This is a genomic window from Thioclava atlantica, from assembly GCF_000737065.1.
Taxonomy (GTDB): domain Bacteria; phylum Pseudomonadota; class Alphaproteobacteria; order Rhodobacterales; family Rhodobacteraceae; genus Thioclava; species Thioclava atlantica.
On sequence record NZ_AQRC01000016.1, the window covers coordinates 41,403 to 63,265 of the forward strand.

Consider the following 21,863-nt stretch of genomic DNA (forward strand, 5'->3'; position numbering starts at 1 on the left):
CCCGGCCAGCGAGCTGACCGGAGACGGATTTGGCCAGAAATCGCGACGATCAGGACTATATCGGACCGCTGCGCCGGCTTGGTGTGGCGGTTCTGGCCCTGCTGCTGCTCCTGTCCTTCTTGTTCTGGCGCATCGACAACCCGCGCATGGAGCGGCTGCGCTCCGCGCTCGTAGATCGCGTGGTGCCCAGCTTCGACTGGATGATGGCCCCGGTCACGAAGCTCACCGACATGATCGAGAGCTTCCAGTCTTACACGCGCATCTACGAACAGAACCAGGAGCTGCGGCGCGAACTTCAGCAGATGAAGGCCTGGAAGGAAGCCGCCGTTCAGCTCGAGCAGCAGAATGCCAAACTGCTCGCGCAGAACAAGGTGCGGCTCGATCCGAAACTGACCAGCGTTTCGGGCCGCGTGCTGGCCGATAGCGGCTCGCCCTTCCGCAAATCCGTGCTTCTCAATGTCGGCAGCCGCGACGGGATCGTCGATGGCTGGGCGACGATGGACGGGCTCGGTCTGGTCGGACGGATCTCGGGCGTGGGCAAATCGACCTCACGCGTGCTTCTGCTGACCGACGCCTCGAGCCGGATCCCCGTCTCGATCCCCGCCTCGGGCCAGAATGCGATCCTCGCGGGCGACAACTCCCCCTACCCGGTGATCGACTTCCTCGAACATCCCGACCGCGTGCGCCCGGGCGACCGGGTGATCTCGTCGGGCGATGGCGGCGTCTTCCCCGCCGGCCTGCTTGTCGGGCAGGTCTTCCAGGGCACCGACAAACGTCTGCGGGTGCGCCTCTCGGCCGATTACGAGCGCCTCGACTTCCTGCGCGTGCTGCGCTCGCATCCGGCCGAGCAGATCAGCAACGGCGGCGGGCTGATCGCCCCGAACCCCTCGCAGATCGAGAAGGAAGCGGCCGAGAAAGCCCGCGCGGAAGCCGCGATGGGCGCGATCGAAACCGATGACGGCTCGGGGGACGGCACGTCGGGGTCGGGCCAATGATCGATCCGCTCACCCGTCGCAGGCTCTCGCATCGCGCGCTCTTCGCCGCGATCGGCATCGTGCTGATCTTCATCCGGCTGATGCCGGTGAACCACACGCCCGGGGGACTTCCCGGCCCCGATCTGACATTGGCGCTCACCCTTGCCTGGCTGCTGCGCCGGCCGGAATATGTGCCCGCGGCCCTGGTCGTTCTCGTCTTCCTGCTCGAGGACGTGATGTTCTGGCGCCCGATCGGGCTCTGGACGCTGATCGTGCTGGGGGCGACCGAATTCCTGCGCACCCGCGAGCAGAGCCTGCGCGACCTGCCCTTCGCCCTGGAATGGGCCTTGGTCACGGGCCTTCTCATCGCTATGGTGACGCTCAAGCGGATGATCCTGCTGATGACGATGGTCGAGCAACCCGCCCTCGGGCTCGAACTGTTCCAGATGCTGATGACGCTCGTCGCCTACCCGATCGTGGTGGTGGTGTCCCGCGTGGCCTTCGGCCTGCGGCGCGCCGCCCCGGGCGAGGTCGACGCCTTCGGCCACAGAATGTGAGGGGGAACGATGAGACGATCCCCGAAAGAGACACAGCAAAGCACGCGCCGCATCACCCGCCGTGGCCTCATGCTCGGGGGCGCGCAGGCCGCGGTGGTCGCGGTTCTCGCCGCGCGGATGCGCAAGATGCAGCTCGAGGACGCGGCGCAATACCGTATGCTGGCCGAGGGCAACTCGGTGAAGATCCGGCTCATCCCGCCCGCGCGCGGGCTGATCTACGACCGCAACGGCGTGCTGCTTGCGGGCAACGAACAGAACTACCGCGTCACCATCACCCGCGAGGACACCGATGACGTCGATGCGACGCTGGCCGAGCTGCGCCGCCTCGTGCCGATCACCGATGCCGATGCGGAGCAGATCCTGCACGATATCCGCCGCCGCCCGCCGACGACCCCGGTGACGGTGGCCGACCGCCTCACCTGGGACGAATTCTCGCGCGTGGCGGTCAACACCCCTGCCCTGCCCGGCGTCAATCCCGATGTCGGCCTCTCGCGGGTCTATCCGCGCCGGGAGGATTTCGCCCATGTGATCGGCTATGTGGGACCGGTCTCGGATTACGATCTGAGCAAGATGGAAGACCCCGATCCGGTCCTGCTGATCCCGCGCTTCCAGCTCGGAAAGTCGGGGATCGAGGCGAAAGAGGAGGACGGGCTGCGCGGCGCGGCGGGCCAGCGCCGGGTCGAGGTGAACTCGGCCGGGCGCGAGATGCGCGAGCTGTCGCGCGAACCCGGCAAACCCGGCGAGAACCTTCAGCTGACGGTCGACTACCGGCTCCAGAATTACGCGCTCAAGCGCCTCGAGGCGGAATCGGCCGCGACCGTGGTGATCGACGTCACCAACGGCGATGTTCTCGCCTGCGCCTCCGCCCCCGCCTTCGACCCGAACCTTTTCGTGCGCGGGATCTCGGTCACCGATTATCGGATGCTCACCCAGAACGACCATCGCCCGCTTGCCGACAAGACGGTGCAGGGTCTCTACCCGCCAGGCTCGACCTACAAGATGGTCACCGCCCTGGCCGCCCTCGAGGCCGGCCTGGTCACCCCCGAGGAAACGATCTGGTGCCCCGGCTATGTCGAGATCGCGGGCCGCCGCTTCCACTGCTGGAAAAGCGCAGGCCACGGCCATGTCAACATGACCAAGAGCCTCGAGCAGAGCTGCGACGTCTATTACTACGAGCTCTCGCAGCGCATCGGCATCGAGAAGATGAGCGCGATGGCGGAACGCCTCGGCGTGGGCGTGAAGCCCGACCTGCCGATGTCCGCGGTCAAGGAGGGTGTCGCACCGACCAAGGAATGGAAGCAGGAGCGCTACGGCAAGGACTGGCTGATCGGCGACACCGCGAACGCGGCGATCGGCCAGGGCTACGTGCTCGCCTCGCCGATGCATCTGGCGATCATGGCCGCGCGGATCGCCAGCGGCAAGAAGGTCGAACCGCGGCTGATCCGGTCGCGCGACGGGGTCGAGGAGCCGATCCGCGTGAGCGACGATCTCGGCGTGACGAAGGCGCATCTCGACAATGTGCGCCGGGGCATGACCGCCGTGGTGAATTCGAACCGCGGCACCGCGCGCGGCTCGCGCATCGCGATGGCCGAATGGAAGATGGCGGGAAAGACCGGCACGTCCCAGGTGCGCAACATCACCAAGGCCGAACGCGCGCGCGGCGTGCTCCGCAACGACCAGCTGCCCTGGGACCAGCGCGACCATGCGCTCTTCGTGGCATTCGCCCCTGTCGACAACCCGCGCTACGCGGTTTCGGTCGTGGTCGAACATGGCTCGGGCGGCTCCACCGCCGCCGCGCCGATCGCGCGCGACGTGCTGCTCTTCGCGCTCGCGGGGGGGCTGCCCCCCGACGATGCCTATCCCTCCTTCGCGCGTGACAAGGCGAAGGAACTCAACGACGCGCTCGATCTGGTCGATCCCGAAACCGTACAGAAACCGCAGGCGAGGTCGCGCGCGTGAGCTATCTCGAAAGCAATCTCAAGACCGTCCCCACGGGCTGGCGCAAGATCTTCTATCTGAACTGGCCGCTGGTGATCCTGCTGACCGCCGTGGCCTGCGCAGGCTTCCTGATGCTGTATTCGGTCGCGGGCGGAAATATCCATACCTGGGCCGAGCCGCAGATGAAGCGCTTCGCGCTCGGCATGGTCGCGATGTTCCTCGTCGCCTTCATCCCGGTCTGGTTCTGGCGCAACGTCTCGGCGATGGCCTATTTCATCGCCTTCCTGCTGCTCGTCGCGGTGGAGTTCTTCGGCGCGATCGGCATGGGCGCGCAGCGCTGGCTCGAGATCGGCCCGCTGCGAATCCAACCCTCCGAGCTGATGAAGATCACCCTCGTGATGCTGCTGGCCGCCTATTACGACTGGCTGCCGGTCGAGAAGGTCTCGCGCCCGCTCTGGGTCTTCATCCCCGCGATCATCATCCTCGCGCCGACCTTCCTCGTGCTCGCCCAGCCCGATCTCGGGACGGCGGTCATGCTGGTGATGGGCGGCGCCTTCGTGATGTTCGCAGCCGGGGTCTCTCTGTGGTATTTCGGGACGGTCCTTGCGCTCGTCGTGGCCCTCGTCTTCGGCGTGATGGAGACGCGCGGCACGCCCTACCAGCTCCTGCATGACTACCAGTACAAGCGGATCGACACCTTCCTCGATCCCGGCTCCGACCCGCTCGGCGCGGGCTACAACATCATGCAGGCGCAGATCGCGCTCGGTTCCGGCGGCTGGGCCGGACGCGGTTTCATGCAGGGCACGCAATCGCGGCTGAACTTCCTGCCCGAAAAGCACACCGATTTCATCTTCACCACGCTCGCCGAGGAATTCGGCTTCGTGGGGGCCTTCTCGCTGCTGATGCTCTATGCCGGGATCATCGGCTTCGCGCTCTATACCGCGATGGCGACCAAGGATCGCTTCGCCTCGCTTCTGAGTTTCGGCGTGGCGGGGACGTTCTTCTTCTTCTTCGCGATCAACATGGCGATGGTGATGGGGCTGATGCCGGTGGTGGGGGTGCCCTTGCCGCTGGTAAGCTACGGGGGCACCGCCATGCTGATCCTTCTTGCGGCATTCGGCCTTGTCCAGAGCGCCCATATCCACCGACCGAGGCAGAGATGATCCGCATCCTTTTCGCCGACAAGCCCGAGAACCGGCCGCGCTACGAGGGGCCGCTCACCCGCGCCATCGCGCAGACCGGCATCGTGGCCGAAATCGTTCAGCCCGGCGAGACCGATCCCGCGAGCGTCGATTACATCGTCTATTCGCCGCAGGGCCCGGTGCAGGATTTCACCCCCTTCACCCGTGCCAAGGCGGTGCTCAATCTCTGGGCCGGGGTCGAGCGTGTCGTGGGCAACGAGACCCTGACCCAGCCGCTCTGCCGGATGGTCGATCTCGGCCTCGAGCGCGGGATGGTCGAATATGTCACCGGCCATGTGCTGCGCTACCATCTGGGGCTCGACGCGACGCTCGCTGCGCAGGACGGGGTCTGGCGCCATGACACGGGCGTGCCGCCGCTCGCACGCGACCGCTCGGTGGTGATGCTGGGACTGGGCGCGCTCGGCCGCACCTGCGCCGAGGCGCTCGCGGGGCTCGGGTTCAAGGTGACCGGCTGGAGCCGGACCCCGAAGGACATCTCCGGCATCGACTGTCTGAGCGGCCCGGATGGCCTGCACGCGGCGCTCGCGCGCGCGGAGATCCTCGTCTCGATCCTCCCCGACACGCCCGGGACGACGAACCTGCTCAATTCGGAGACGCTGGCCCTCCTGCCCGAGGGCGCGCGGATCATCAATCCGGGACGGGGCACGCTGATCGACGATGATGCGCTTCTGGCCGCGCTCGACGCGGGCCGGGTGGGCCATGCCACGCTCGACGTCTTCCGCGTGGAGCCCCTGCCGCCCGAACATCCCTACTGGGCGCATCCGAAAGTCACGGTGACCCCGCATATCGCCGCCGAAAGCCGGGCCGAGACCGCCTCCGAGGTGGTGGCGGAGAATATCCGGCGCGGCGAGGCGGGCGAGCCGTTTCTCTACCTGGTCGACCGGTCGCGGGGTTATTGAACGACCGGGGGTTTCACACCCCCGGACCCCCGTGGGATATTTCGGGCATTTGGAAGTTCAGAGTTCCGGCGCGGCTACCCCGAGCTGTTTGGCGAGATCGCCGAGGCGCATCTGCTTGCCGTTCCAGTCGGCCGCGCGCGAGGCGAACAGCGTCGCCTGGCTCTGGTGGATGAGACCGTCCGAGAGGATCTTGAGGTGGTTGGCGCGCAGCGTCTCGCCGCTCGAGGTGATGTCGGCCACGGCTTCGGCGGTGAGATTGGCGATCGTGCCCTCGGTCGCGCCCTGGCTGTCGACGAGCTGCCAGTCGGCCACGCCCTCGCGGATCAGGAACTCGCGCACGAGCCGATGGTATTTCGTCGCGATCCGCAGCCGGAACCCATGGGTCGCGCGGAAACGGTGCGCGGCCGCGTCGAGGTCCTCGAGGCTGTCGACATCCGACCAGCAGGACGGCACCGCGATGATCAGGTCGGCATGGCCGAAGCCCATCGGCGCGAGGGCGGCGACCTGGCTATCCCAGTCAGCGAGCTTCTCGCGCACGAGATCGGAGCCGGTGATCCCGAGATGAATGCGCCCGGCGGCCAGTTCGCGCGGGATCTCGCCCGCCGAGAGGAGCACCAGCGCAACGCCATCGGCGCCCTCGACCGCGCCCGCATATTCGCGTTCCGAACCGGTGCGCTTGAGCGTGATCTCCCGCTCGGCGAACCACTCGAAGGTCTTCTCCATCAGACGGCCCTTGGAGGGCACACCGAGTTTGATCATGGGATCGCTCATTTCCGGGCCTCCAGATCGGCCATCAGCCCCGCACGGATCACCGCCCCAACGGCCGGGATCTCGCGCCCCTGCCCCAGTTGCCGGGTCAGCGCGTCGTACCGGCCGCCGAGGCAGACCGGCGGCAGCGCGGGATCGGCGGCGGAGAAGGTGAAGACGAACCCGTCGTAATATTCCATCGTCGAGCGGCCATGACCGGCATCGAAGCGCAGCGCGGCCGGGTCGATGCCGCGCGCGGCGAGCGCTTCGAGACGGCGTTCGAGCCGCGCGATGGCCGGCTCGAGCGTGCCGATCCCGAGTGCGCGCAACGCGTCGGGGGCGCGATCGGCCGGGCAGCGCAGCTCGGCCAGCGCGTTGAGGGCCACGACATCCGCGGCCGCGATCGGCGGGGCCTCGGCATCGGCATGGAGCGCCGCGATCCGCGTCTCCATCTCCTCGGGGGTCCGAAGCCCGATCCAGGGCGCCTCGGAGCGGGTCCCGGCGAGCAGATCGGCGCGCGCCTGCGGGACCGGGATCTGGCCGGAATAGCGGGCGAGAAGATGCTGGAAGCGCCGGGGCCGCCAGATGTGCCGGGCGAGCGCGGCCTTGCGTTCGGGGAGGGTGTCGAGCCCGTCGACGGCCGCGCGCAGGAGCCCCATATCCCCGATCGTCGCAGTCAGATCGAGTTTCGCGAGCAGCCCCTCGAAGAGCGCGAAGACCTCGGCATCGGCGGCTTCGGGATCGGTGCGGTCGAAGAGTTCGAACCCGGCCTGGAAATACTCGTTCGAGCGGGCCGGGCCGCGATGGTCCTGGCGGCGGAAAACCTCGCCTGCATAGGCGTAGCGGGCAGGCTCGGCGCCGTTCGCCATGTGCTCCTGAACCACCGGCACGGTGAAGTCGGGGCGCAGCATCATCTCGCCGCGCAGGGGGTCGGCGGTGACATAGGCGCGGGCCCGGATATCCTCGCCATAGAGGTCGAGCAGCGCCTCGGCGGGTTGCAGGATATCGGGCGTGACCTCGAGCGCTCCGGCGGCGCGGAACGCTTCGAGAAGCCGGGCAGCCATCGCCCGAGACTGCGCCTTGTCCGCCATCACTCCGCCCCGTAGCGCGCTAGGATCTCTTGCACTTTTTCAACCATTTCGGCGGTGGGCACCTCGAATTGCGCGGGTTGGGATTTCCATTCCTCGACCGTGGCGTCCTGCGCGATCTTGGCACCGAGGATCAGGTCCTTGATCTGGACGACGCCGCGTTGCGCCTCGTCCGAGCCCTGGATGATCGCCACCGGGCTCTCGCGCTTGTCGGCATATTTGAGCTGGTTGCCGAAATTCTTCGGGTTCCCGAGATAGACCTCGGCGCGGATGCCCGCCGCGCGCAGCGTGCTCGCCATTCCGAGATACTCGGCCATCCGGTCGCGATCCATCACGGTCACGACGACAGGACCCTGCGCGGTGCCGCCGATGCGCCCCTTGGCGCGCAGTGCGGCCAGAAGCCGGTCCACCCCGATCGAGACGCCGGTCGCGGGCACTTCCTGACCGGTGAAGCGCTTGACGAGATCGTCATAGCGCCCGCCGCCCGCGACCGAGCCGAATTGGCGCGGGCGCCCCTTCTCGTCGGTGATCTCGAAGGTCAGTTCGGCCTCGAAGACCGGGCCGGTATAATAGCCGAGGCCGCGGACCACCGAGGGGTCGATCACGATCCGGTCGGGGCCGTAACCCTGCGCGTCGAGCAGCGCCGCGATCTGTTCGAGTTCCGCCACGCCATCCGAACCGAGCGCCGAGCCCGCGACCAGCTCGCGCAGCCGCGCGACCGTGGCCGCATTGTCGGCGCGCCTGGCGTCCATGAAGCTCATCACCGTATCGGCCTGCGCGTCCGAAAGCCCCGCCCCGTCGGTGAAATCGCCGGACTCGTCCAACCGGCCCTTGCCCATCAGGAGCCGCACGCCCTCCTCGCCGAACTTGTCGAACTTGTCGATCGCGCGCAGGACGATGCCGCGCTCGTGTTCGAATTTCGACGGGTCGGCCGGATCGAGCACGCCCGCGACCTCCATCACGCCGTTCAGAACCTTGCGGTTGTTCACCCGCACGACGTAGTCGCCGCGCGGAATGCCCACCGCTTCGAGCGCATCCGCGAGCATCCCGCAGATCTCGGCATCGGCCGCGACCGAGGAGGCGCCCACCGTATCGGCATCGCATTGATAGAACTGGCGGAACCGCCCCGGCCCCGGCTTTTCGTTGCGCCAGACCGGGCCCATCGTGTAGCGCCGATAGGGCGAGGGCAGATCGTTGCGGTATTGCGCCGCGACGCGCGCCAGCGGCGCGGTCATGTCATAGCGCAGCGCCAGCCACTTGCCGTCATCCTCTTCCTGCCAGGCGAAGACGCCGGCATTGGGACGGTCCACATCGGGGAGGTATTTCCCGAGCGCCTCGACCGTCTCGATGCCCGAGGTCTCGAGCGCCTCGAACCCATGTGCGCGGTAGACCTCGGCGATCTTCGCGAGCATCTCGGCCCGCTCGGTCACCTCCGCGCCGAAATAGTCGCGGAAGCCCTTCGGGGTCTCGGCCTTGGGACGGGGCTGCTTTTTCTGTTTCGCCATCGGCTTGCACCTGATCTTATCTCGCGCGAGGGTGTAGCCCAAGGGGCTGGCCCCGGCAAGCGATAGGGACGACAGATGCAGGATCGGGTTGAGCGCGCGGAAGAACAGATCGCCTATCTGACGCGGACGGTGGAGGAACTCTCCGACGTTGTCGTCGAACAGGGCCGCCGGATCGAGCGTCTCGAGCGGCAGCTGGGCCTGCTGATCGAACGCGAGGCCGAGCGCGAATATGAAGGCGGCGGGCAGGTTCCGCTCGCCGATCAGAAACCGCCGCACTGGTAATGCTGAACGCGCTCTGGGGAGTGTCCGGAGTGTGTCTGGGCGCCCAGGCGCTCCTTTATACCGGCTTGCTGGTCTGGCCCCTCGGCTTCCATCTCGACGCCGCGATCGAGCGCTTCGATCTCTGGGAGCGCAGCGGCATCGTCGCGTTGCAGATCTTCGTCATGCTCCCGCTTCTGAGCTTGCTGGCCTGGACCCTGCGCACGCACCGCCAGGCCCAGTTTCTGGTCAGTGTCGCCGTCCTCGGCGTCGCGCTTCTCGCGGTGAGCGGCTGGATCGAGATGCACGCCATCGCGGGCGCGATCCGCGAGTCGGTGGATGCGCAGGACCGTCTGCGCGGGGTGGCGTTCCTGCGTTGCGTGGAATTCGCGGTCGCATTGTCCGCCGCGATCATGGTGCGGCTGGCCTGGAGCGCGCGGCGGATCTGAGGATCAGACCTCTTCGACCTGCCCCACACCGCGCAAGCTCCTGAGCGCCCCCTTCACCTGTGGATTGACCGGAAACTCGCGGCCCGCGGCGATCTTGTAGCGGCAGTTGCGCTCGGGATCGAAGACCATGAAATGCACCGGCCCGCGCGAGCGGACCTTGCCCTCCTGCTCGATCCGGCCCAGCAGCGAGGCGATCGAGGGCAGCGCCTGCACGTCGTCGAGATGGATCAGCAGCCCCGACGACCCCGCATCCGCGGTCGCCTTGTCGACGGGCTGCGCGGCATTCGCGACCAGCCGCACCGACTCGCCATCGACCTCGACCTTCACCGTCAGCACCAGAAGGTTGCCGGTCTCGAGCATGTCGCGGCATGCCTCGAGCGCCTCCGACCAGAAGGCGACCTCATAGGGACCCGACGCATCCGACAGCGCCACGAAGGCGAACCGGTTGCCCTTGGCCGATTTCTTCTCGCGCACCGAGGCGACCTCGCCCGCGATCTTGGTGATGAAGGGGCCGCCTTGGGCCTTTTGCTGCACCTCTTCCCAGCTCAGAACATTCTTGCGCTTGAGCGCGGGCAGGAAATCCTCGATCGGGTGGCCCGAGAGGTAGAAGCCGATCGCCTTGTGTTCCTCGGCCAGACGCTCTCCGGGCAGCCAGTCATCGGTATCGGCCAGACGCGGCGGCGGCAGATCGTCGCCCGCCTCGCCGAAGAGCGAAACCTGCGCGCTCTGCGCCGCCTCGATCACCGCGCCCGACCAGGCCATCAGCGATTCGAGCGATTCGAAGACGCGCTTGCGGTTCGGATCGAGCAGGTCGAAGGCCCCGGCCCGCGCGAGCATCTCCAGCGGGCGCTTGCCGACGCGTTTCATGTCGACCCGGCGGGCGAAATCGAACAGATCCCGGAAAGGCTCCTCGCCGCGCGCGGTGACGATCATCTGCATCGCCTCGACGCCCACGTTCTTGAGCGCGCCCAGCGCATAGACCAGTTTCTGATCGACCACGTCGAACATCGCGAGCGAGCGGTTCACGCAAGGCGGGATGATCTCGATCCCGAGTTTCTTTTGAACTTCGTCGGCATAGATCGCGAGCTTGTCGGTCAGATGAATATCGCAATTCATCACCCCGCCCATGAACTCGACCGCGTGGTTCGCCTTCAGCCAGCCGGTGTAATAGGACACCACCGCATAGGCCGCCGCGTGCGATTTGTTGAAGCCGTAATTGGCGAATTTCTCGAGAAGGTCGAACACCTCCGAGGCCTTCTTCTTCTCGACCCCGTTCTTGGCAGCCCCCGCCTCGAATTTCGGGCGCTCGGCGTCCATCGCCTCCTTGATCTTCTTCCCCATCGCGCGGCGGAGCAGGTCCGCGCCGCCGAGCGAGTAACCCGCCATGACCTGCGCGATCTGCATCACCTGCTCCTGGTAGACGATGATGCCCTGTGTTTCCTCGAGGATATGGTCGATGGTCGGATGGACCGAGGTGATCTCGCGCAGCCCGTTCTTCACCTCGCAATAGACGGGGATGTTCTCCATCGGGCCCGGACGATAGAGCGCCACGAGCGCGACGATATCCTCGATACAGGTGGGCTTCATCTGGCGCAGGGCCGATTTCATGCCCTCCGATTCCACCTGGAACACCGCCACCGTCTTCGCGTCCGAATAGAGCTTGTAGGTCTTCGGGTCGTCGAGCGGGATCGCGTTGATCAGGTTCTCCGCGCCCTCGGCCGGTTCGTAAAGCGTGTTGCCCTGCGCATCGACATGCAGCGGCCGGCCCGATTTGAAGATCAGGTTCATCGCCGACTGGATCACCGTCAGCGTCTTCAGCCCGAGAAAGTCGAACTTCACCAGACCCGCCTGTTCGACCCATTTCATGTTGAACTGGGTCGCGGGCATGTCCGAGCGCGGATCCTGATAAAGCGGCACCAACTCGTCGAGCGGCCGGTCCCCGATCACCACCCCGGCGGCGTGGGTCGAGGCGTTGCGCAACAGCCCCTCGACCGCCTGCGCGTAATCGAGAAGGCGTTTCACCACCTCTTCGTTGCGCGCCGCCTCGCGCAGCCGCGGCTCGTCGGCCAGCGCCTTCTCGATCGAGACCGGCTTCACCCCTTCGACGGGGATCAGCTTCGAGAGCTTGTCGACATGGCCGTAGGACATCTGCAGCACGCGCCCCACATCGCGCACCGCCGCCTTCGACAGAAGCGCGCCGAAGGTGATGATCTGCGCCACCTTCTCGCGGCCGTATTTCTCCTGCACGTACTGGATCACCTCCTCGCGGCGATCCATGCAGAAGTCGATATCGAAGTCCGGCATCGAGACGCGTTCGGGGTTGAGGAAGCGTTCGAAGAGCAGCGAATAGCGCAGCGGATCGAGGTCGGTGATGGTTAGCGCATAGGCCACCAGCGAGCCCGCACCCGAGCCCCGCCCCGGTCCGACCGGGATGTTGTGCTCCTTGGCCCATTTGATGAAGTCGGCAACGATCAGGAAATAGCCGGGAAAGCCCATCTGCTCGATGATATCGAGCTCGAATTGAAGCCGTTTCTCATAGTCCTCGACCGGCGCGGCATGCGGGATCACCGCAAGACGCGCGCGCAGCCCGTCCCAAGCCTGTCGGCGCAGTTCCTCGACCTCGTCATCGGCGAATTTCGGCAAGATCGGCTTGCGTCGATAAGCGGCGAAGGCACAGCGTCTGGCGATCTCGACGGTGTTCTCCACCGCCTCGGGAAGATCGGCGAAAAGCGCGACCATCTCGCCTTCGGATTTGAAGTAATGCTGCGGCGTCAGCCTGCGACGCGGCTCGATCTGGTCGACATAGGCGCCCTCGGCGATGCAGATCATCGCGTCATGGGCCTCGTACATCTCGGTTTTCGGGAAATAGACGTCGTTCGTGGCGACCAGGGGCAGGCCCAGCTCATAGGCCCATTCCACGAAGGGGCGTTCGGTCGCGATCTCCGCCTCGGGCAGGCTCCCCCCCTCGCCCGGATGGCGCTGCAACTCGACATAGAACCGGTTCGGATAGAAGCCGGCAAGCCTTTGCAGCAGCGCCTTGGCCCGGTCCTTCGCCCCGTTCCGGATCAGGCGGCCGATCGGACCGTCGGGGCCGCCCGCGAGGCAGATCAGCCCCTCCGAATGCGCCTCCAGCTCCTCCAGCGTCACCTGCACCTGCGCCCCGTGCTTGTCGAGATAGAGGCACGAATTGAGCTTCATCAGGTTCTCGTACCCGCGCTCGGATTGCGCGAGCAGAACGATCGGCGCAGGCAGGCGCGGCTTCTCGCCGGGCTTGGCCGGATCGTATTCGAGAGAGACCTGGCAACCGATGATCGGCTGCAACCCCGCCCCGATCGCGGTGACGGAGAACTCGAGCGCCGCGAACATGTTGTTGGTATCGGTGACGGCGACCGCGGGCATGCCCGCGCTTTCGCACATCTTCACCAGTTTCTTCGCGGGCACGGCGCCCTCGAGAAGCGAATATTCGGTATGGACGCGCAGATGGATGAATCGGGGGCTGGTCATGGGCACAAGCTAGCCCCGGCCGCGCCCCCGCGCCAGCCTCTCGCGACGCCAACTACGGGACACGTCCGGCACCCGTCGCCCAAAATTTGACCACCGGATCAGATTCGAGGCAGCCCCGCCCCTCAATTTCCTTGCCAAGCCCCGCTCCGATCGGTTTTGCTGAAGCCCGGGCCGCCTTCTCTACGCCGCATCGAGCGGGCGCGCGCGCAGGACAGGGACCTCGGTAAGGCGGCGGAATTTTCTGATGCAGATCACGTTTCTTCTGAACGGAGAAACCCGGGTCGTCACGGTGAACGACCCGACGCAATCGGTGCTGGACTGGTTGCGCGGCGAAGGGCTGACCGGGACCAAGGAGGGCTGCAACGAGGGCGATTGCGGGGCCTGCTCGGTGATCGTGACCGACGAGACGGGGGCGAAACCGCTCAATGCCTGCCTGATGATGCTGCCGCATCTGCATGGCCGCGCGCTGCGCACGGTCGAGGGAATCGCGGGGCCGCAAGGCGCGCTTCACCCGGTGCAGGAGGCGATGATCGCGCATCACGGCTCGCAATGCGGTTTCTGCACGCCGGGCTTCATCGCCTCGATGGCGGCGGCGCATCTCAATGGCCGCAAGGATCATGACGACCTGCTCGCGGGCAATCTGTGCCGCTGCACGGGCTACGCGCCGATCATCCGCGCGGCGAAGGCCGCCGAAGAGGCGCCCGTCCCCGACTGGATGCGCGACACCCCCCTCCAAATGCCCGAAATATCCTCGGGGGTGCGGGGGCAGACAGCCCCCACCTTCCTGCCCCAAAGCGCCGACGACCTGGCCGAGTGGTACCTCGCCCATCCCGAGGCCACCCTGATCGCAGGCGCGACCGATGTCGGGCTCTGGGTCACCAAGCAGCTGCGTGAACTCGGCGAGGTCGCCTTTCTGGGCCAATGCCGCGACCTTCAGCGCATCGAGGAGACCGCGGACGGGTTCGCGATCGGCGCGGGCGTCACCATCGCGGCCCTGCGCGCAGCGATGGCCACCCCGCATCCGGCCTTCGCCGAGCTGCTTCGCCGCTTCGCCTCCGAGCAGGTCCGGCAGGCCGCGACCATCGGCGGCAATATCGCCAACGGCTCGCCGATCGGCGACGGCGCGCCCGCGCTGATCGCGATGGGCGGGCGGCTCACCCTGCGCAAGGGCGCCGCGCGGCGTACGATCCCGCTCGAGGCGTTCTTCCTCGAATACGGCAAGCAGGACCGCGCGCCCGGCGAATTCGTCGAAAGCGTCACGCTGCCGAAATCCGCCCCTGCGCTGACCTGCTACAAGCTTTCGAAACGCTTCGATCAGGACATCTCGGCGGTCTGTGGCGCGCTCAGCATTCCCCGCGAAGAGGGTCGGATTCGGGCCCCGCGCCTCGCCTTCGGCGGCATGGCGGGGATCCCGAAACGCGCCGCGGCCCTCGAAGCGGCGCTCGACGGCCAGCCCTTCACCGAAGCGGCGATCACGGCCGCGCTGCCTGCGCTCGAGGACGATTTCACCCCGCTCTCGGACATGCGCGCCTCGGCCCGCTACCGGATGGAGGCGGCCAAGGCGATGCTGATACGCTACCTGCGCGAGGCGGAAGGCGCACAGAGCATTCTCGAGGTGCAGCCATGAGCGTCGGAACCCGCAAGGAACACGATTCCGCGCATCTCCATGTCACCGGGGCCGCGCGCTATGTCGACGACATCCCCTGCCCCGCGAACACGCTTCACCTCGCTTTCGGCCTCTCGAGCGAGGCCCATGCCGGGATCACCGCGCTCGATCTCGAGGCGGTGCGCGCAGCCCCCGGCGTGGTCGCGGTGCTGACAGCCGCCGACATGCCCTTCGCCAACAACGCCTCGCCCGCACCCGAGCCCGAGCCGGTTCTGGCCGAAGGCGTTGTGCATTATGTCGGTCAGCCGATCTTCCTCGTCGCCGCGACGAGCCATCTCGCCGCGCGCAAGGCCGCCCGGCTTGCCAAGGTGGACTACGAACCGCGCCCCGCGATCCTGACCGTCGAGCAGGCGTTGGCGGCGAAAAGCCATTTCGAGGGCGGGCCCGTGATCTGGGGCCGGGGCGATGTCGCGGCGGGTTTCGCGCAGGCGGTGCATCGCGTCGAGGGCAGCTTCGATATCGGCGGGCAGGAGCATTTCTACCTCGAGGGCCAGGCCGCGCTCGCCCTGCCCGAAGATCAGGGCATGGTGATCCGGTGCTCCTCGCAGCATCCGACCGAGGTGCAGCACAAGGTGGCCGATGCCCTGGGCTGCGCGATGCATGACGTGCGCGTCGAGATGCGCCGGATGGGCGGCGGCTTCGGCGGCAAGGAGAGTCAGGGCAACCCGCTCGCCATCGCCTGCGCGGTGGCCGCGCGCGCGACGGGCCGGCCCTGCAAGATGCGCTATGACCGCGACGACGACATGATGATCACCGGCAAGCGGCACGATTTCCGGGTGCGCTACCGGATCGGCGCAGATGCCGAGGGACGGATCGTCGCGGCCGAGTTCACCCATCTCGTGCGCTGCGGCTGGTCGCCCGATCTCAGCCTGCCGGTCTGCGACCGCGCGATGCTGCATGCCGACAGCGCCTATGACCTGCCCAATATCCGCATCGAGAGCCATCGGCTGCGTACCAATTCCCAGAGCGCGACCGCGTTTCGCGGCTTCGGCGGCCCGCAGGGGATGATCGCGACCGAAGTGGCGCTCGATCATCTGGCCCATGCGATGGGGCGCGACCCGCTCGAGCTGCGGCAGAGGAATTTCTATGCGGAGAGGCCGGGGGCTGCCTGCCCCCGGACCCCCGGGGATATTTCCGGCATTTGGAAGGCGGGGGAGACCCATTACGGCCAGCCGGTCGAGGATTTCATCCTCGGCGGGATCACCGAGAAACTTGCCCAAAGCGCGGATTTCGCCGCGCGCAGGGCGAAGGTCGCGGCGTGGAACGATGCGAATGCGACGCTCAAGCGCGGGCTTTCGCTGACACCGGTGAAATTCGGGATCTCCTTCACGCTGACCCAGCTCAACCAGGCGGGCGCGCTTGTACATGTCTATTCGGACGGCTCGATCCAGCTCAATCACGGCGGCACCGAGATGGGCCAGGGCCTGCATCGCAAGGTCTGTCAGGTCGCGGCCTCGATCTTCGGGGTCCGCGACGAGGAAGTGCGCATCACTGCCACCGCCACCGACAAGGTGCCCAATACCTCGGCCACCGCGGCCTCGTCCGGGGCGGATCTGAACGGCATGGCGGTGAAGGCCGCCTGCGAGACGATCAAGGCGCGGCTCGCGGCATTCATGGCCGAGAGCACGGGCTGTGCGCCCGGGGAGGTGCGTTTCGAGGCGGGCGAGGTGCGTGCGGGCGAAACCGCCCTGCCCTTCGCGACGGTGGCCAGGCAGGCCCATGCGGCGCGGATCTCGCTTTCGTCGACCGGGTTCTACGCAACTCCCCGGATCAGCTGGGACCGGATCAAGGGTCAGGGCCGGCCGTTCTTCTATTTCGCCTATGGCGCGGCGGTGACCGAGGTGGTGATCGACACGCTCACCGGCGAGAACCGGATCCTGCGCACCGATATCCTTCATGATGCGGGCAAGTCTCTCAATCCGGCGATCGATATCGGGCAGATCGAGGGCGGCTATATTCAGGGTGCGGGTTGGCTGACGACCGAGGAACTGGTCTGGGACGCGGCCGGGCGGCTGCGCACCCATGCGCCCTCCACCTACAAGATCCCCGCCTGTTCGGACCGGCCGCGCATCTTCAACGTCGCGCTCTGGGACGAACCCAATCGCGAGGAGACGATCTACCGCTCCAAGGCGGTGGGCGAACCGCCCTTCATGCTGGCGATCTCCGCCTTCCTCGCGCTGGAAGATGCCTGCAGGGCCTGCGGGCCGGACTGGCCGGCGCTGCGCGCGCCCGCCACGCCCGAGGCGGTGCTGGACGCGGTGCGGCGCGCACGGGGCGCGGCATGAGCCTCGATCCCGGATATCTCGCACGGATGGCCGAACGCGGTCCCTTCACCCGCGTGGTGGTGGCGCGCGTGCAGGGTTCGACCCCGCGCGAGGAAGGCGCGGCGATGCTGGTCTGGCCCGATCGGTGCGAAGGCACGATCGGCGGCGGCGCGCTTGAATTCGCGGCGATCGCGAAGGCGCGGGCGGGGATGGAGGGGCTCGAGACCGTGCCGCTTGGACCTGCGATGGGCCAATGTTGCGGCGGGGCGGTCACGCTGGCCTATGAGCGCTTCGACACGCAGCGCATCGCCCGGATCGAGGGCGCGTGGCATGCCCGCCCGGTCGGCGGCGCAGGCGCCGCGCCGCTTGCCGTGACCCGCGCCCTCGCCCGGGCCCGCGATCGCGGCGCGGCGCCCCCCTTGCTGACCGGCGCCTGGCTGATCGAACGCGTCGCCCCGCCCGCCACCCCGGTCTGGATCTGGGGCGCGGGTCATGTCGGGCGCGCCCTTGTCGGCACGCTCCACCCCCTGCCCGATCTGGCGATCTCCTGGACCGATAGCGGCGCGGAGCGGTTTCCCGAAGCGATCCCTCAAGGCGTCACCCCGCTCATCGCGCAAGACCCGGCCCGGCTGGTGCCGCTCGCCCCCGCGACGGCGCGCCACTTTGTACTGACCTATTCACATGCGCTCGATCTCGAGCTGTGCCACCGGCTTCTCGGCCACGGGTTCGGCACGCTCGGCCTGATCGGATCGGCGTCGAAATGGGCCCGGTTTCGCAAGCGGCTGCGCGCACTTGGCCACAGTGACGCACAAATTTCGCGCATTGCCTGCCCGATAGGCGACCCGAGCCTCGGCAAGCACCCTCAGGCCATTGCCCTCGGGGTCGCCGCCGCGCTAGTGAGAGACCTGAACGAAGCGGGGGCTGCCGAGACCATGGGGATGCGTGCCGGGTGAGCGAGCTGTTGAAGATCGAAGGGCTGACCAAGGCCTATCCCGGCGTCGTGGCGAATGACGGCGTCGGTTTCTCCGTGAGGCCCGGCGAGGTTCATGCGCTTCTGGGCGAGAACGGCGCGGGCAAATCCACGCTGGTCAAGATGATCTACGGGTTGGTCAAGCCCGATGCGGGCAGCATGCAATTCGCAGGCCAGCCCTTCGCCCCGGCCGATCCGCGCGCGGCGCGCGCCGCCGGGGTGGCGATGGTGTTCCAGCATTTCTCGCTCTTCGAGGCGCTCAACGTGGCCGAGAACGTGGCGCTCGGGATGGAGACCCCGCCGCCGATGCGCCAGCTCGCGGCGCGGATCCGCGAGATCTCCACCGCCTACGGCCTGCCGCTCGACCCGATGCGGTTGGTGGGCGATCTCTCCGCGGGCGAACGCCAGCGGGTCGAGATCGTGCGCTGCCTGCTGCAGGATCCGAAACTCCTGATCATGGACGAGCCGACCTCGGTGCTGACCCCGCAGGAGGTGGAGATCCTCTTCCACACCCTGCGCAAGCTCTCCTCGGAGGGCACCGCGATTCTCTACATCTCGCACAAGCTCGAGGAGATCCGCGCGCTGTGCGACGGCGCGACGATCCTGCGCGGCGGCAAGGTGGTCGCCTCCTGCGATCCGCGCGAGAAGACCGCGCGCGAACTGGCCGAACTGATGGTGGGGGCCGAGCTGAAGGTGACCGACCGGGCCGAGAGGAGGCTGGGCGATGTCGTGTTGAGCGTGCGCGAACTCTCGCTTGCGCCGATGTCGCAATTCGGCCCGTCGCTGAAGGGCGTGAGCTTCGATCTGCGCGCGGGCGAGGTGCTCGGTATCGGCGGGGTCGCGGGGAACGGGCAGGAGGAACTGCTCGCCACGCTTTCGGGCGAGCGCCCCTCGGCGGCCGCGACCGTGATGCTGAACGGCATGGATATCTCCGGGCTCGGTCCGAACGGACGCCGCGCGAAAGGTTTGCTCGCCGCTCCCGAAGAACGTCTGGGCCATGCGGCGGTCCCCGCGATGAGCCTGACCGAGAACGCGATCCTCACCGGCACGATGCGCAAGCCGCTCACCCGGCACGGCTTCGTGGATCAGGGCGCCGCGCGCCGCTTCGCGGAGGAGACCATCGCCGCCTTCGACGTCCGCACGCCGGGGGCGCATGTGGCCGCGCGGGCGCTTTCGGGCGGCAATCTCCAGAAATTCGTGATCGGGCGCGAGGTCTTGCAGGCCCCGTCCGTGCTCGTGGTCAACCAGCCGACCTGGGGCGTGGACGCGGCCGCCGCCGCCGCGATCCGGCAGGCCCTTCTCGATCTCGCGGCCCAGGGCGCGGCGGTGATCGCCATTTCGCAGGATCTCGATGAGCTGATGGAAATCTCCGACCGTTTCGCCGCCCTCAACGAAGGCCGCCTGAGCGCGCCGCGTCCGATGCAGGGGCTGACGCTCGAGGAGATCGGGCTGATGCTCGGGGGCGCGCACGGGATGCAGGAGGCGCAGCCGTGATCACGCTTGTCCGCCGCCCGACGCCCTCGAAACTCTGGACCTATGCCACCCCCCTCGTCGCGGTGATCGCGACGATGATCGCGGGCGGGCTGCTGTTCAGCCTGCTTGGCAAGCACCCGGTCGAGGCGATCCGCGTGATCTTCTGGGAGCCGCTTTTCGGGGCCAATGCGAGCTATTTTCGCGGCCAGCTTCTGGTCAAGGCGGGGCCGCTGATCCTGATCGCCGCGGGCCTCGCGGTGGGCTTCCGCGCCGGTATCTGGAATATCGGGGCGGAGGGGCAATACATCATGGGCGCGCTTTTCGCAGCCTGGCTCGCGCTCAGGATCTACCCCGCCGAGAGCCATTGGCTGTTCCCCGCGATGATCGTGCTCGGCGCGCTCGGCGGGCTTCTCTGGGCGCTGATCCCGGCGCTGTTGCGGGTGTTCTTCGGCACCTCCGAGATCCTCGTCTCGCTGATGCTGGTCTATGTCGCCGAGAACCTGCTCGCCTATATGGCCTTCGGCCCGATGAAGAACCCCGAGGGCTACGGCTTTCCCGGCTCGCGCAACCTGCAGGATTACCCCTCCGCCTATAACCACGAACTGATCGCGGGCACGGGGATGCACTGGGGCGTCGTCGCCGCGCTCGTCGCGGTGATTTTCACCTATGTGCTGATGCATCGCCACATCATGGGCTTCCGGATCCGGGTCGCGGGCGAGGCCCCCAAGGCCGCGCGCTTCGCGGGCGTGATGCCGGCGCGGCTGGTGATCTTCTGCCTCGGCCTCGGCGGCGCCTTCGCGGGACTTGCGGGGATGTTCGAGGTCGCGGGCCCCTCCGGCCAGATCACCGACAGCTTCAACGTGGGCTATGGCTTCACCGCGATCATCGTGGCCTTCCTCGGCCGCCTGCACCCGCTCGGCATCCTGCTCGCGGGGCTTTTGATGGCGCTCACCTATATCGGCGGCGACATGGCGCAGCTCACGCTCGGCCTGCCCTCCGCCGCGATCCAGGTGTTTCAGGGGATGCTGCTGTTCTTCCTGCTCGCCTTCGACGTGCTGACCAATTTCCGGATCCGCATCGGGAGGGCCATCGCATGAAGCTGCCCTCGCTGCATCTGCCGGTTATCGTTCTCGCCGGCTTCCTCGGGGGACTCGGGCTCTATTATCTTTTCGCGCTGCTGGGGGTCCTCTGGCGGCTGGTGCTGATGGGCGTGGTGCTGCTCGTGGTGCTCGAGGCGCTGGTGCGGATCTCGCAGGCGGTGATCTACCGGATGGGTGCGCGTCCCGAAGACGAGGCCCCCGCGATGCCGCGGCTGCGCGGGCGCGACCGCTACGCGGCGCTTGGCGGGGTGATCGCGGGCATGGCTGCGGGCTTCGCCCTCTGGGGCCCGGTCCTGATCTGGAAACACGGAGGCGGCGCATGATCGTCGGCGGTATCGATGTCATCACCCTCACCGCGACCCTGATGGGCGCCTCCACCCCGGTGCTGCTCGCCGCGACCGGCGAGCTGGTGGCCGAGAAATCGGGCGTCCTCAATCTCGGCGTCGAGGGCATGATGATCATCGGCGCGGTCGCGGGCTTCGCGGCGGCGGTGACGACCGGCAACCCGGTTCTGGGCTTTGTCGCGGGCGCGCTCGCGGGGGCCCTTCTGGCCACGCTCTTCGCCGCGCTCACCCAGCTTCTGCTGTCGAACCAGGTGGCGACGGGGCTTGCGCTCACGCTGTTCGGGCTCGGGCTCTCGGCGCTGATCGGCAAGGGCTATGAAGGGGTGCGGCCGCCGGGCACGCCGAAGCTCGATTTCGGGCCGCTCTCGGACATTCCGGTTCTGGGGCGGATCCTGTTCTCGCATGACTGGGTGGTCTATCTCTCGCTGCTCCTCGTCGCGCTGGTCTGGTTCGTGCTGCGCTTCACCCGGGCGGGGCTGATCCTGCGCGCGGTGGGCGAGAGCCACGACGCGGCCCATGCGCTCGGTTACCGGGTCGTCGCGGTGCGCTTCGCAGCCCTCGCCTTCGGCGGCGCGCTTGCCGGCCTGGGCGGGGCCTATCTCAGCCTCGTGCGGGTGCCGCAATGGACCGAGGGCATGACCGCGGGCGCGGGCTGGATCGCGCTCGCCATCGTCGTCTTCGCAAGCTGGCGGCCGTGGCGCGTGCTGCTCGGGGCCTATCTCTTCGGCGGCATCACCGCGCTCCAGCTCCAGCTTCAGGCGGCGGGCTACGCGATCCCCGTGCATATCCTGTCGATGGCGCCTTACCTGGTGACGATCGTCGTCCTCGTCATCCTCTCCGCCATCCATCGCCACGGCGTGCAGGCCGCGCCCGCCTGCCTTGGCAAACCCTTCCACGCCTCGAGCTGAGGCATTCATCCTCAGGG

General features: G+C 67.5%; 18 protein-coding genes. 14 read left to right on the forward strand and 4 right to left on the reverse strand.

Annotated elements, in window-relative coordinates; translation table 11 throughout:
• Positions 1-29 precede the first annotated feature (29 nt).
• Genes mreC through DW2_RS16645 form a run of 5 tightly spaced genes read left to right on the forward strand, consistent with a single transcriptional unit; the run spans position 30 to position 5,570 of the window.
• The gene (gene mreC / locus DW2_RS16625; RefSeq protein ID WP_081875043.1) at positions 30-995 is read left to right on the forward strand and encodes a rod shape-determining protein MreC; all 966 of its coding nucleotides are present in this window, start codon (positions 30-32) and stop codon (positions 993-995) included.
• Complete coding sequence (locus DW2_RS16630) at positions 992-1,531, forward strand: hypothetical protein (protein WP_038148294.1); 540 nt, start codon at positions 992-994, stop codon at positions 1,529-1,531. The genes mreC and DW2_RS16630 overlap by 4 nt, the downstream gene beginning before the upstream one ends.
• A 9-nt stretch (positions 1,532-1,540) precedes the next feature.
• The gene (gene mrdA, locus DW2_RS16635; protein WP_038148295.1) at positions 1,541-3,490 is read left to right on the forward strand and encodes a penicillin-binding protein 2; all 1,950 of its coding nucleotides are present in this window, start codon (positions 1,541-1,543) and stop codon (positions 3,488-3,490) included.
• Positions 3,487-4,632, forward strand: coding sequence for a rod shape-determining protein RodA (gene rodA / locus DW2_RS16640; protein WP_038148296.1), 1,146 nt, complete (start codon positions 3,487-3,489; stop codon positions 4,630-4,632). Before mrdA ends, rodA begins: the two co-directional genes overlap by 4 nt.
• On the forward strand, positions 4,629-5,570 hold the full coding sequence (locus tag DW2_RS16645) for a 2-hydroxyacid dehydrogenase (protein WP_038148297.1): 942 nt from the start codon (positions 4,629-4,631) through the stop codon (positions 5,568-5,570). The genes rodA and DW2_RS16645 overlap by 4 nt, the downstream gene beginning before the upstream one ends.
• A 57-nt stretch (positions 5,571-5,627) precedes the next feature.
• On the opposite strand, the gene hisG is transcribed toward DW2_RS16645, so the two are convergent.
• Genes hisG through hisS form a run of 3 tightly spaced genes read right to left on the reverse strand, consistent with a single transcriptional unit; the run spans position 5,628 to position 8,910 of the window.
• Positions 5,628-6,341: an ATP phosphoribosyltransferase gene (gene hisG / locus DW2_RS16650; protein WP_081875044.1), complete on the reverse strand. Its 714-nt coding sequence runs from the start codon at positions 6,339-6,341 to the stop codon at positions 5,628-5,630.
• Positions 6,338-7,408: an ATP phosphoribosyltransferase regulatory subunit gene (locus DW2_RS16655; protein WP_038148299.1), complete on the reverse strand. Its 1,071-nt coding sequence runs from the start codon at positions 7,406-7,408 to the stop codon at positions 6,338-6,340. Before DW2_RS16655 ends, hisG begins: the two co-directional genes overlap by 4 nt.
• A complete protein-coding gene (hisS, locus tag DW2_RS16660) occupies positions 7,408-8,910 on the reverse strand; it encodes a histidine--tRNA ligase (protein ID WP_038148300.1) in 1,503 nt (500 codons plus the stop codon). The genes DW2_RS16655 and hisS overlap by 1 nt, the downstream gene beginning before the upstream one ends.
• A gap of 75 nt (positions 8,911-8,985) precedes the next feature.
• On the opposite strand from hisS, the gene DW2_RS16665 reads away from it, so the two are divergent.
• Together DW2_RS16665 and DW2_RS16670 are read left to right on the forward strand one after the other, a co-directional pair.
• On the forward strand, positions 8,986-9,192 hold the full coding sequence (locus tag DW2_RS16665) for a SlyX family protein (protein WP_038148301.1): 207 nt from the start codon (positions 8,986-8,988) through the stop codon (positions 9,190-9,192).
• A 29-nt stretch (positions 9,193-9,221) separates the two neighbouring features.
• Complete coding sequence (locus tag DW2_RS16670; protein WP_156103007.1) at positions 9,222-9,617, forward strand: hypothetical protein; 396 nt, start codon at positions 9,222-9,224, stop codon at positions 9,615-9,617.
• Positions 9,618-9,620: 3 nt separating this feature from the next.
• Here the strand turns inward: DW2_RS16670 and dnaE are convergent, their stop codons facing one another.
• Positions 9,621-13,121: a DNA polymerase III subunit alpha gene (dnaE, locus tag DW2_RS16675; RefSeq protein WP_038148304.1), complete on the reverse strand. Its 3,501-nt coding sequence runs from the start codon at positions 13,119-13,121 to the stop codon at positions 9,621-9,623.
• 244 nt (positions 13,122-13,365) lie between these two features.
• On the opposite strand from dnaE, the gene xdhA reads away from it, so the two are divergent.
• The 7 genes from xdhA to DW2_RS16710 are packed head-to-tail and all read left to right on the forward strand — an operon-like array spanning position 13,366 to position 21,846.
• Positions 13,366-14,748, forward strand: a complete 1,383-nt coding sequence (gene xdhA / locus DW2_RS16680; RefSeq protein WP_156103008.1) for a xanthine dehydrogenase small subunit — start codon at positions 13,366-13,368, stop codon at positions 14,746-14,748.
• Positions 14,745-17,072, forward strand: a complete 2,328-nt coding sequence (xdhB, locus tag DW2_RS16685) for a xanthine dehydrogenase molybdopterin binding subunit (RefSeq protein ID WP_038148306.1) — start codon at positions 14,745-14,747, stop codon at positions 17,070-17,072. Before xdhA ends, xdhB begins: the two co-directional genes overlap by 4 nt.
• Complete coding sequence (xdhC, locus tag DW2_RS16690; protein WP_038148307.1) at positions 17,069-18,004, forward strand: xanthine dehydrogenase accessory protein XdhC; 936 nt, start codon at positions 17,069-17,071, stop codon at positions 18,002-18,004. The genes xdhB and xdhC overlap by 4 nt, the downstream gene beginning before the upstream one ends.
• Positions 18,001-19,515, forward strand: a complete 1,515-nt coding sequence (locus DW2_RS16695) for an ABC transporter ATP-binding protein (RefSeq protein ID WP_038148308.1) — start codon at positions 18,001-18,003, stop codon at positions 19,513-19,515. Before xdhC ends, DW2_RS16695 begins: the two co-directional genes overlap by 4 nt.
• Entirely contained in the window at positions 19,512-20,591 is a 1,080-nt protein-coding gene (locus tag DW2_RS16700) for an ABC transporter permease (protein ID WP_038148309.1), read from the forward strand. Before DW2_RS16695 ends, DW2_RS16700 begins: the two co-directional genes overlap by 4 nt.
• The gene (locus DW2_RS16705; protein WP_038148310.1) at positions 20,588-20,917 is read left to right on the forward strand and encodes a hypothetical protein; all 330 of its coding nucleotides are present in this window, start codon (positions 20,588-20,590) and stop codon (positions 20,915-20,917) included. The genes DW2_RS16700 and DW2_RS16705 overlap by 4 nt, the downstream gene beginning before the upstream one ends.
• Positions 20,914-21,846 carry an ABC transporter permease gene (locus DW2_RS16710; protein ID WP_038148311.1) on the forward strand — a complete coding sequence of 311 codons (933 nt, stop codon included), beginning with the start codon at positions 20,914-20,916 and terminating at the stop codon, positions 21,844-21,846. The genes DW2_RS16705 and DW2_RS16710 overlap by 4 nt, the downstream gene beginning before the upstream one ends.
• Positions 21,847-21,863 lie beyond the last annotated feature (17 nt).

Excerpts from the sequence above, each read along its gene's own strand:
- xdhB (WP_038148306.1), top strand. The coding sequence starts at position 14,745 with ATGAGCGTCGGAACCCGCAAGGAACACGATTCCGCGCATCTCCATGTC.
- hisG (WP_081875044.1), bottom strand. The coding sequence starts at position 6,341 with ATGAGCGATCCCATGATCAAACTCGGTGTGCCCTCCAAGGGCCGTCTG.
- xdhC (WP_038148307.1), top strand. The coding sequence starts at position 17,069 with ATGAGCCTCGATCCCGGATATCTCGCACGGATGGCCGAACGCGGTCCC.
- DW2_RS16705 (WP_038148310.1), top strand. The coding sequence starts at position 20,588 with ATGAAGCTGCCCTCGCTGCATCTGCCGGTTATCGTTCTCGCCGGCTTC.
- DW2_RS16645 (WP_038148297.1), top strand. The coding sequence starts at position 4,629 with ATGATCCGCATCCTTTTCGCCGACAAGCCCGAGAACCGGCCGCGCTAC.
- mrdA (WP_038148295.1), top strand. The coding sequence starts at position 1,541 with ATGAGACGATCCCCGAAAGAGACACAGCAAAGCACGCGCCGCATCACC.
- DW2_RS16630 (WP_038148294.1), top strand. The coding sequence starts at position 992 with ATGATCGATCCGCTCACCCGTCGCAGGCTCTCGCATCGCGCGCTCTTC.
- DW2_RS16710 (WP_038148311.1), top strand. The coding sequence starts at position 20,914 with ATGATCGTCGGCGGTATCGATGTCATCACCCTCACCGCGACCCTGATG.
- DW2_RS16665 (WP_038148301.1), top strand. The coding sequence starts at position 8,986 with ATGCAGGATCGGGTTGAGCGCGCGGAAGAACAGATCGCCTATCTGACG.
- dnaE (WP_038148304.1), bottom strand. The coding sequence starts at position 13,121 with ATGACCAGCCCCCGATTCATCCATCTGCGCGTCCATACCGAATATTCG.
- hisS (WP_038148300.1), bottom strand. The coding sequence starts at position 8,910 with ATGGCGAAACAGAAAAAGCAGCCCCGTCCCAAGGCCGAGACCCCGAAG.
- DW2_RS16655 (WP_038148299.1), bottom strand. The coding sequence starts at position 7,408 with ATGGCGGACAAGGCGCAGTCTCGGGCGATGGCTGCCCGGCTTCTCGAA.
- xdhA (WP_156103008.1), top strand. The coding sequence starts at position 13,366 with ATGCAGATCACGTTTCTTCTGAACGGAGAAACCCGGGTCGTCACGGTG.